This window comes from Microcystis sp. M090S1 (assembly GCF_020246295.1).
GTDB lineage: Bacteria > Cyanobacteriota > Cyanobacteriia > Cyanobacteriales > Microcystaceae > Microcystis > Microcystis aeruginosa.
In genome coordinates, this window is the sequence record NZ_JADBTF010000447.1 from 1 (window position 1) to 10,337 (window position 10,337).

Consider the following 10,337-nt stretch of genomic DNA (forward strand, 5'->3'; position numbering starts at 1 on the left):
AAACATAAATCGTAGGGTGCGTTAGCCAAAGCGTAACGCACCAATTTAATAATCAAGTTGATCTGTTACAGCCGATTGTTAATTTAGGTTTTTGATCAGAGATTATCGCCACAAACAGAAACATAAACCTTAGGGTGCGTTAGCCAAAGCGTAACGCACCAATTTAATATCGTAGGGTGCGTTAGCCAAAGCGTAACGCACCAATTTAATAATCAAGTTGGTGCGTGGGGTGCGGATTGTTAATTTGTTTTTTTGTCAGAGATTATCGCCGCAAACACGCACCCTACCAGATCTATACTCAACGGATTTAGAATAATAGGTTCCAATCTCAGTGATCTGTGCTACCATTCGGGGTAAATTCAAGCGATCTCCAGACACCTATGAGCAAGGTTCTCGTGTTGAATGCCTCCTACGAACCGCTAAATATTACCAGTTGGCGGCGTGCGATCGTTTTATTGTTGAAAGGAAAAGCTGAATCCCTAGAACATAACGGAAAAGTGGTTTGTCGTGACTTACCCCTACCTTCTGTTATCCGTCTTAGGCAATACGTCCGTGTTCCCTACAAGGAAATTCCTTTAACCCGTCGTAATATTCTCGAACGAGATCATCACACCTGTCAATACTGTCTCTACCGAGGTGAACAATTAACCATCGATCATGTGATTCCCCGTTCTCGCGGAGGGGGTGACACCTGGGAGAATTTAGTGGCGGCCTGTGTGCGTTGTAATGTGCATAAGGGCAATCGTACACCAAAAGAGGCCAATATGTCCCTACGCGCCCAGCCGCGTCGTCCCTACAGCAGTCTCCACTTTGAGCTATTAAAGCACACCAGGGGGAATCACAATCAGGAATGGCGTAAATATGTCATCGGCATTTAGGGTGAGAAAGGCATGGTGAAACCAAGACCAAAATTGATTCCCATGCCATTATTATTAGTCTGGGTGCGAGGATTGGCAACTCCCGTGCCTAGATAAACTGAACAACCAGCACAGGGGGAATTGACTCGGTAGCGCACCGCCATGGGATCATTGGGATCGGTGATGGTTACTCCCTGATGGTTTAAATCTTTAATTAGATTGGTGACGGGTTTGAAAAAATCGGCGCTGGGGGGTTGATTTGGTTGCAGTTCTAGGGTTTGTTCTTGGGAAGCAAGAACGATTTCCGAAGCGATAACTAGCAGCAGAGAGGTAGTTAAGCCAAATAAACCCAGATTATTTTTGATCTTCATCTTTTTTATCACCAAGAGATTGTTAATTTCTTCTGGTGATAATTCTAGCGTTTCCTCACCGGAAAGGAACCTAATCAGTAAAAAAATTTACTAATTTCTACCATACTTATAATAAGCGGCACAAGCACCTTCACTAGAAACCATACAAGTACCGATGGGATGTTCGGGAGTACAAGCAGTACCAAATACTTTACATTCCCAGGGTTTTAAAACACCTTTAAGAATTTCGCCACACTGACAAGCTTTGTGATCTTTAACGCGCTGATTGGGTAGGGTAAATTTCTTCTCCGCATCAAAACTACTGTACTCATCTCGCAGTTTTAACCCTCCTTGAGCAATTTCTCCTAAACCTCGCCATTCAAACTGATCCCGCAGTTCAAAAACTTGGTCGATTGCCGATAAAGCGACTCTATTTCCTTGATTTTGTACCACTCGATCGTACTGATTTTCGATCTCACATCTCTGCTCATCTAATTGTTTTAATACCATCCAAATTGATTGGAGAATATCCAAAGGTTCAAACCCAGAAACTACCACAGGTTTATGATATTCTTGGGCAATAACTTGATAGGGTTCTGTGCCAATTACCATGCTAACATGACCGGGACCAACAAAACCGTCTAACTGTAAATCTGGGTTATCTAACAAGGCTTTCAGAGCGGGAATAATCACCACATGATTAGAAAATAAACTAAAATTAGTGATGCCATCTCTTTGTGCTTCTAAAACGGTTAAAGCTGTGCTAGGAACGGTTGTTTCAAAACCTAATGCTAAAAATATTACTTCTTTATCGAGATTTTCTCTGGCAATTTTTAAGGCATCGCGAGGAGAATAAACCATGCGAATATCATCACCTTTTGCTCGCGCTTGCAGCAGACTCAAATGGGAACCGGGGACACGCATAGTATCGCCAAAAGTTGTCAGAATTACGTTCGGTTGTTGTGCGAGAAAAATGGCATCATCTAAACGACCTCGCGGCATTACACAAACGGGACATCCAGGACCATGAATTAATTCGATAGTTTCCGGAAGTATGGCCTCGATACCGTATCTAAAAATTGAGTGGGTATGACCTCCACAAACCTCCATAATTTTAGTAACTTTTTCCCGCTTTTCAGAGATTCTTATCGATAATTGTTCAATTTGTTGAATTAATGCTGCCGCTTTAACGGGATCACGAAATTCATCAACGTATTTCATAACAAGCTTTCTCTCTATAAGTGGTTGGACAAAAGTAAAGTTAATTGTGGAGCCGGTCGTCGGTCGTCAGTAATAATTAATTGCCGTAATTTACATTTCTTAAGATAGACAACAGAATTAATTTGTGGCTAACTAATTAAGAACATTAATTATGATTAAATTCTTCCTCTAATTCCAATAATTGTGTTAATAAATTTAAGGTTTCTTGCGCCTCATCTTCATCGATTCGATTCATGGCAAAACCCACATGAACTAATACCCAATCCCCTACACAAGTATTAGCGGGATGGTCTTCATCAACAATACAAGCGATATTTACTTCTCTTTTTACACCCCCCACATCGACGAGAGCCAGATGATGGTTTTCATCAATAATTGCCGTAATTTGTCCCGGTATGCCTAAACACATAGTTTTTACCTTAAATCTAGTTTTTGTTAATTATGGGCTGATTTTTTGGCTAGAGATTGCAGTAATATCAACCGAGAATCAGGTCATACTTCATCCCTCTAAGAAACGCTATACAGTCAAAGGTTATCCTTTTTACTTTTTCCTTTCCCCTTTCCCCTTTTTACTCGGTCTTAGCTGCCATTCTGGACCATTGCCCTCAAGAACAGCTTTTTTTCCCGTATCTTTTTTAAGATTTCCCCCGTCCCGCACCGTGGACGCTATCCCAGCAGGGGTAAAACTTTTGTATTAGGGACTACATCAATGATAAGAAATTATTCAATCAATCGATCGGGTGACATTCTAGGCTATGATTTCCCTGACTATAGTTATTTCTCTACATTAAGGAAAATCGACAATGACAGCCTTTCCCATCGATTTGAGCGCCTATAAACCCATCAGTCTCGACCCCAGTAACCCCACCCTCACCGACGACCAAAGAAGCGCCCTAAAAGCCAATATCCAACTTTGTCGCGATGCTATCATCTTTTTTACTGCCACGGGTGCGGCCCGGGGTGTGGGTGGACACACCGGCGGCCCCTACGATACCGTCCCGGAAGTGGTGATTCTCGATGCTCTTTTCCGCGGTCAACCTAGTCAATTTGTACCAATTTTCTTCGATGAAGCGGGACACCGCGTCGGTACTCAATATCTCATGTCTGCGTTAGAAGGTTCTTTACCCCCAGAACAATTAATGCACTACCGCGAGGCTAATTCTAAACTCCCCGGACACCCGGAATTAGGATTAACCCCCGGCGTAAAATTTAGTTCTGGCCGTTTAGGACATATGTGGCCCTACGTTAACGGTGTCGCTTTAGCTAACCCCGGAAAAACCGTTTTTTGTTTAGGTTCCGATGGTTCTCAACAGGAAGGCAATGACGCAGAAGCTGCCCGTTTAGCCGTGGCTCAACACATCAATGTTAAGCTGATTATTGATGATAATGATGTGACGATTGCTGGTAATCCTTCCAAATATTTACCCGGTTATGATGTGGCCAAAACTCTCGTTGGCCATGGTCTAAAAGTGTTAGTGGGAGATGGGGAAGATATCGATAGTTTGTATCGCAATATCTGTGAAGCAATTAATACTCCTGGCCCGATTGCGATTATTAATAAACGTCCCATGTGTCCCGGTATTGAAGGTTTAGAAGGTTCTAACCACGGTCATGATGTGATTTCTGTACCCTTGGCTTTGAAATATTTAGAGGCAAAAGGACACAGTGCCGCCGTGGAATATCTCAACAGTATTAAGAAGCCTTCTAATGACTATAAATTCCTCGGTTCTGGGGATAAATGGGGTTCTAACCGCAACGTTTTCGGTGAAGCAGTAGTCAGTCTTTTAGGCAAAATGAGCGAGGAAGAACGCAAGGCTAAGGTATTAGTAGTAGATAGCGATTTAGAGGGTTCCTGCGGTCTGAAAATTATCCACGATAAACATCCCGAAGTGTTTATTCCTTCCGGTATTATGGAACGGGGCAATCTTTCGGCAGCCGCTGGTTTTGGTATGGAAAAAGGTAAACAGGGAATTTTCGCCACCTTTGCCGCTTTTCTAGAAATGTGTATTTCTGAAATCACCATGGCCCGCTTGAATTATTCTAATCTTTTATGTCATTTTTCCCATTCTGGTATCGATGACATGGCGGATAATACCTGTCACTTTGGTTTGAATAATTTCTTTGCCGATAATGGACTGGATGACGGTTACGAAACCCGTCTTTATTTCCCGGCCGATGCGGCACAAATGACCGCTTGTGTCGAGGCAACTTTCCATCAACCCGGTTTACGTTTTATCTTCTCGACTCGTTCTAAAACTCCCAATATTCTTGATACTAACGGTAATAATTTCTTTGGCGATGGTTACACCTTTGTCCCCGGAAAAGATGAAGTAATTCGGGAAGGCACTGCCGGTTATATCATCAGCTTTGGAGATGGTTTATACCGCGCTTTAGATGCAGTGGAACGCTTAAAACAAGAAGGTGTTGACGTGGGTTTAATTAATAAACCGACTCTCAATGTGGTGGATGAAGAAATTATCGCTAAAGTTGGTAGTTCTCCCTTTGTTTTAGTGGTAGAAGCATTTAACCGTCGTACGGGTTTAGGTAGCCGTTATGGTTCTTGGTTACTCGAACGCGGTTTAACTCCTAAATACGCCTATATCGGTACTCACCATGAAGGTTGTGGCGGTTTATGGGAACAATTCCCCCACCAAGGTATTGACCCAGTTGGTATCATTAGTAAAGTTAAATCTTTAATCGCTTAGATAGTATTTTAGGGTGGGCTTTAATCAGTAATCAGTAATCAGTTATCAGTTATCAGTAAACAGTAATTAGTAAACAGTCATCAGAACGTAGGTTGGGTTGAAGCATGAAACCCAACGCCTGCATCGGTTACGCTACCGCTAACCCATCCTACAAATAATTGTGCCTCCCTACTTAGGTTTTAGATTCGGCCCTTGTAAACAGTCATCAGTAATCAGTAATCACTGGACATCTTTAATAATTAAGATTTTAGCTTGGTTGAGAGATTGAACATTTGTACTAAAATTTCCCAGAAGCAGTTTAAATCCATTACAGCTGATCAACTTTAGCGGCTTAAATCGCACCATTGAGGGGAAATCCCCCTTAACTAGGTACGGTAAGCCCCTAGAAGCCAACAAACCGGTCAATCTAGAATAGTCTCAAGGGTATAAAAGTAATCTCTTATAGAAAATGCAGCCAACCAATCCACAACAATTTACGGAAAAAGCTTGGGAGGCAATCGTCAAAACGCCGGACATTGCCAAACAGAACAGCCAGCAACAAATTGAAAGCGAACATCTAATGAAAGCCCTACTGGAACAGGAGGGATTAGCGGGCAGTGTCTTTAGTAAAGCTAATATTAGTCTAGCCCGTTTGCGGGATCGAACCGATGATTTTATCCGTCGTCAACCGAAAATCTCTAACCCTGGCGACTCGATTTATTTAGGTCGTAGTTTAGATAGTTTACTCGATCGAGCAGAAAATTATCGCCGAGAATTTGGAGATGACTTTATCTCGATCGAGCATTTGATTTTAGGTTACGCTAAAGATGATCGCTTCGGTAAAAATATTTTTCAAGAATTCGGACTTACCGAAAACAAACTCAAGGAAATTATTCAACAAGTCAGAGGTAGTCAAAAAGTGACCGATCAGAATCCAGAAGGCAAATATGAGGCCCTAGAAAAATACGGACGGGATCTCACCCAATTGGCACGGGAAGGTAAATTAGACCCCGTAATTGGACGAGATGAAGAAATCCGTCGCACCATTCAGATCCTCTCGCGTCGGACTAAAAATAACCCAGTTTTAATCGGGGAACCGGGAGTAGGAAAAACGGCCATTGTCGAAGGATTAGCCCAGCGGATTATTAACCGCGATGTGCCAGAATCTTTGTTAGATCGGACTCTCATTTCTCTCGATTTAGGCGGCTTAATTGCGGGAGCAAAATATCGCGGAGAGTTTGAGGAAAGATTAAAAGCTGTCCTCAAGGAAGTCACCGATTCCCAAGGCAATATCATCCTATTTATTGATGAAATTCATACCGTTGTCGGTGCGGGAGCCACTCAAGGGGCAATGGATGCGGGCAATTTATTAAAACCAATGTTAGCCCGGGGTGAATTGCATTGTATTGGGGCCACTACCCTCGATGAATACCGCAAATATATCGAAAAAGATGCGGCGTTAGAAAGACGCTTCCAAGAGGTTTTAGTGGATGAACCAAATGTGGTCGATACTATTTCGATTCTTCGCGGTCTCAAAGAACGTTATGAGGTGCATCATGGTGTGAAAATTGCCGATAATGCTTTAGTGGCAGCGGCACTGCTTTCTAATCGTTATATTAGCGATCGCTTTTTGCCGGATAAGGCTATTGATTTAGTTGATGAAGCGGCGGCAAAATTGAAGATGGAAATCACTTCTAAACCAGAAGAACTCGATGAAATTGATCGCAAAATTCTCCAGTTAGAAATGGAAAGACTTTCTCTACAAAGGGAATACGATCCAGCTTCGCGAGAACGGTTAGAAAAGTTAGAAAAAGAACTGGCTAACCTCAAGGAAGAACAATCGGGATTAAATGCCCAATGGCAAGGGGAAAAAGAGATTATCGATCAAGTTCGTGGGGTTAAAGAAGCGATCGAACAAGTTAATCTGGAAATTCAACAGGCCGAACGAGATTATGATTATAATCGCGCTGCGGAATTAAAGTTCGGAAAATTAACCGATCTGCAGCGGCAAATGTCCGCCCTAGAAACTCAATTGGCCGACAAACAAACCACCGGTAAAAGTTTATTAAGGGAAGAAGTTCTCGAATCGGATATCGCCGAAATTATCTCGAAATGGACGGGAATTCCTCTCAATAAATTAATCGAATCGGAAAAAGAAAAACTCCTCAATCTGGAAGAGGAATTACACGAAAGTGTCATCGGTCAAGAGGAAGCGGTCACAGCCGTGGCCGAAGCGATTCAACGTTCCCGCGCCGGTTTATCGGACCCCCACCGTCCCACGGCCAGCTTTATTTTTCTCGGTCCGACGGGTGTTGGCAAGACAGAATTGGCGAAAGCTTTAGCGCGCAATCTCTTTGACACCGAAGAGGCTCTAGTTCGCATCGATATGTCGGAATACATGGAAAAACACAGCGTTTCCCGTCTCATGGGCGCGCCTCCGGGATACGTCGGCTACGATGAAGGGGGACAACTAACCGAGGCAATCCGGCGTCGTCCCTACTCTGTCATCCTCTTTGATGAGATTGAAAAAGCCCATCCCGACGTTTTTAACGTTATGTTACAAATCCTTGACGATGGGCGCTTAACCGACTCTCAAGGTCATCTGGTTGATTTCAAAAATACCATCATTATTATGACCAGTAATATCGGTTCTCAATACATTTTAGACGTGGCTGGTGATGAGTCTCGTTACGAGGAAATGCAGGCCCGGGTGATGGAAGCAATGCGGAATAGTTTCCGTCCCGAATTCCTCAATCGTATCGATGAAACGATCATTTTCCATAGTTTACAAAAAGCGCAACTGCGATCGATTGTCAAACTACAGGTAGCCAATCTCAGTGATCGCTTGATGGAACAAAAATTAGCCCTGAAACTTGCCGATATTGCCCTCGATTATCTAGCAGAAATTGGTCACGATCCAGTGTACGGTGCGCGACCCTTAAAACGGGCAGTACAAAGATATGTGGAAACTCCGATCGCTAAGGCAATTCTGCGCGGCGAATTCAAAGGGGGAGACACGATTTTTGTCGATGTGGCCGATGAAAGATTGACCTTTAAACGGTTAGCTTCCCAAGTAGTAACTGCTTAATTAGCAAGGGTGGGCAATGCTCACCCTTTGATTATTTCGGGTTTACCGAAAAAGTTTTTCGTGCAGTCAGGAGTCAGTAGCCGGTCGTCAATACCACATTCGGTTATATTTCATCTTGATCGGAAAGGTTGTATCAGTTATCAGTTCACTGATCACTGAAAAAAAGCGGGGCTCTTCTGGTTTCTGTGTGGAAACGGGGTCTATACTGATAGTTTCTTCAGTAAAATAGTATTAAAAGTCTTTCCCCGTAAACATTTCACGATTCTATAAGCAAAAATTATCACACAAAGTCGAGAAGAGCCAAAAGCGGTTCTTCGGTTTGTGTTATGCAATGGACGGGGGGTATAAGGGATGAAACCCTAAATAGTTGCTAATTCCTGAACATCGAAATCTGCTTGCAACAGTTGAATTAGAGCGGCACAACGATAGACCATAGCGGCACGACTATCTACCCCTAATTTGGCAAAAATTCGCCGTAAATAGCTGGCAACAGTCCATTCACTAATATGTAAGCGATGGGCTATCTGTTTGTTAGCCTGTCCCAGGGCCACTAGGGTGGCAATTTGTAATTCTCTTTCCGAGAGAAGTTGGGCGATTTCTTGGGCAGAAGATTTAATTTGACCGGATACATCGAGAATAATAAAACATTGACCGTTGACTTCAAATTGCTCCACCTCAACAAAAGATTTTTTTAATTCCTTCTTGAATTAAACTCATAAGCGTCTGATGGCCGATTCATTTACTGAGATAAAAAAATTATAATATTAACCGGGTATTTCAGACAACCCAAAAAAAGTGAACTTGAGTATCTTGATTGTTCAAAAGCAATTACTGTTTAGCCCGTTAAAACTGAGGAATATGATTAAAAAGATGACGCATGACCACAAACTCCCAACAAAACAACGAATAGCCATAACCCTGACGCTCCACCGTCCTCATCTGAGCCTGTAAACCCTTTAAGGAAAAATCAGGATTCCAACCCGCATATAAGCCCACCCCCACCGGCACATACCGGGAAGCTGTCGCCAGTCCCGATCCCGAAAGACTTGCCGCCACCTGATTGGGAGTTTTCCGATAGATCTGTAAGACCACCTCATCCACAATCCCTTGACGCACCCAAGCCAACCAATTTTGATTATATTTATTCACCGCAAAAGAGTGAGGATTAGGCGAAAGACTCACCACCAACTTGGGATTAATCGCCTTGACATGATCGTGCAACTTGCGGGTTAAATTCGTTAAAGCCTGACTTTTATTACCAAAAACACGCGGAACTGCCCAATGATCATCTAACTGAATCCCCGCCAAATCTTTTTCTTTTAAAATATCTTCCATATTGCCCAAAAGATAGGCTTGTACCTGCGGATTCGCCGGATCTAACCAGACATTGGTTTCCACCACCGTCTTCCCTGCGGGCGTTTTTAATAGCCAATCCGGATGCTTTTTGGCAATGGGATCCTTAGGGGATAACATCAAACCATACTCAAACCAAGCATAGGGCTTCAAACCCTGCCGTAAAGACTCCTTAACCGCTGCCCTCCAGGGATTGATCAACGGCGGCACAAACAACCAATTCGTCGGACGCTGGGAAGTCGGATAAAGTGTTCCCCCAAACCCATAAACACTAAAATACACCCGGTCATAACCCGATCGCGAAAGATGATTTAACACCTCGTCTAAGGACGTAGTGTGATGTAACAATATCGTGCCAATATTGGTTAACCAAACCCCCTTCATCTGCTCATTTTCCACTGCCTTTCGGGGAGCCGCTCGGTGAGTAACCAACAACAAAAAAGCCACTCCAGCAACAATCCCAAACCTCTTTAGGTACTTGCTAAACTTAACCATGATTGCCGATTAATCCCACCCAGATATTTGATAATAGCATTATTGTAGTCCGATTTTTGATATTCAGTTCATCATCAGCAGGCCCTATTTAGTTAGGGTTTGCTGAAAAAGTTTGTTGGTGGGGTTAGGAGTCAGGAGTCTCCGAGTCAGTAGCCGGTCGTTTCAGGCTTTGTTGCCCTCTCTTTTCGTACCAGTTTATGTACTACAATAAGGATAATGCAAGGTTTTTGAGGGTCCCAATCCGATTTTAATGCTGCGAAAATCGGATTTTAACAGGTCAAAAGCCTTA

The 10,337-nt window shown here is 43.1% G+C and carries 8 protein-coding genes; 3 read left to right on the plus strand and 5 right to left on the minus strand.

The features are described 5' to 3' along the window. Nucleotides 1–380: 380 nt before the first annotated feature. The gene (locus tag IM477_RS19555; RefSeq protein WP_272081137.1) at nucleotides 381–878 is read left to right on the plus strand and encodes an HNH endonuclease; all 498 of its coding nucleotides are present in this window, start codon (nucleotides 381–383) and stop codon (nucleotides 876–878) included. On the opposite strand, the gene IM477_RS19560 is transcribed toward IM477_RS19555, so the two are convergent. The 3 genes from IM477_RS19560 to IM477_RS19570 all read right to left on the minus strand — a co-directional run bounded on the left by IM477_RS19560 (nucleotide 875) and on the right by IM477_RS19570 (nucleotide 2,837). Next, nucleotides 875–1,228, minus strand: coding sequence for a hypothetical protein (locus IM477_RS19560; protein ID WP_287733150.1), 354 nt, complete (start codon nucleotides 1,226–1,228; stop codon nucleotides 875–877). The two genes, IM477_RS19555 and IM477_RS19560, sit on opposite strands and share 4 nt — an antisense overlap. A gap of 90 nt (nucleotides 1,229–1,318) precedes the next feature. After that, nucleotides 1,319–2,428, minus strand: coding sequence for a hydrogenase formation protein HypD (gene hypD / locus IM477_RS19565; protein ID WP_287733151.1), 1,110 nt, complete (start codon nucleotides 2,426–2,428; stop codon nucleotides 1,319–1,321). A 145-nt stretch (nucleotides 2,429–2,573) separates the two neighbouring features. Next, complete coding sequence (locus IM477_RS19570) at nucleotides 2,574–2,837, minus strand: HypC/HybG/HupF family hydrogenase formation chaperone (protein ID WP_002797289.1); 264 nt, start codon at nucleotides 2,835–2,837, stop codon at nucleotides 2,574–2,576. 394 nt (nucleotides 2,838–3,231) lie between these two features. Between IM477_RS19570 and IM477_RS19575 the strand changes: the two genes are divergently transcribed. Both IM477_RS19575 and clpB read left to right on the plus strand, forming a co-directional pair. Further along, nucleotides 3,232–5,133: a thiamine pyrophosphate-binding protein gene (locus IM477_RS19575; protein ID WP_287733152.1), complete on the plus strand. Its 1,902-nt coding sequence runs from the start codon at nucleotides 3,232–3,234 to the stop codon at nucleotides 5,131–5,133. A gap of 448 nt (nucleotides 5,134–5,581) precedes the next feature. After that, on the plus strand, nucleotides 5,582–8,200 hold the full coding sequence (gene clpB / locus IM477_RS19580) for an ATP-dependent chaperone ClpB (RefSeq protein WP_287733153.1): 2,619 nt from the start codon (nucleotides 5,582–5,584) through the stop codon (nucleotides 8,198–8,200). Between the two features lie 359 nt (nucleotides 8,201–8,559). Here clpB and IM477_RS19585 read toward each other — a convergent pair whose 3' ends face one another. Together IM477_RS19585 and IM477_RS19590 are read right to left on the minus strand one after the other, a co-directional pair. Next, nucleotides 8,560–8,874, minus strand: a complete 315-nt coding sequence (locus tag IM477_RS19585; protein ID WP_287733154.1) for a response regulator transcription factor — start codon at nucleotides 8,872–8,874, stop codon at nucleotides 8,560–8,562. Nucleotides 8,875–9,043: 169 nt separating this feature from the next. After that, a complete protein-coding gene (locus IM477_RS19590; protein WP_287733155.1) occupies nucleotides 9,044–10,048 on the minus strand; it encodes a glycoside hydrolase family 10-like protein in 1,005 nt (334 codons plus the stop codon). Between the last annotated feature and the right edge of the window lie 289 nt (nucleotides 10,049–10,337).

Bases quoted from the DNA above. Each gene is read 5' to 3' on its own strand.
- IM477_RS19555 (WP_272081137.1), top strand. From the start codon at position 381: ATGAGCAAGGTTCTCGTGTTGAATGCCTCCTACGAACCGCTAAATATT.
- IM477_RS19560 (WP_287733150.1), bottom strand. From the start codon at position 1,228: ATGAAGATCAAAAATAATCTGGGTTTATTTGGCTTAACTACCTCTCTG.
- hypD (WP_287733151.1), bottom strand. From the start codon at position 2,428: ATGAAATACGTTGATGAATTTCGTGATCCCGTTAAAGCGGCAGCATTA.
- IM477_RS19570 (WP_002797289.1), bottom strand. From the start codon at position 2,837: ATGTGTTTAGGCATACCGGGACAAATTACGGCAATTATTGATGAAAAC.
- IM477_RS19575 (WP_287733152.1), top strand. From the start codon at position 3,232: ATGACAGCCTTTCCCATCGATTTGAGCGCCTATAAACCCATCAGTCTC.
- clpB (WP_287733153.1), top strand. From the start codon at position 5,582: ATGCAGCCAACCAATCCACAACAATTTACGGAAAAAGCTTGGGAGGCA.
- IM477_RS19590 (WP_287733155.1), bottom strand. From the start codon at position 10,048: ATGGTTAAGTTTAGCAAGTACCTAAAGAGGTTTGGGATTGTTGCTGGA.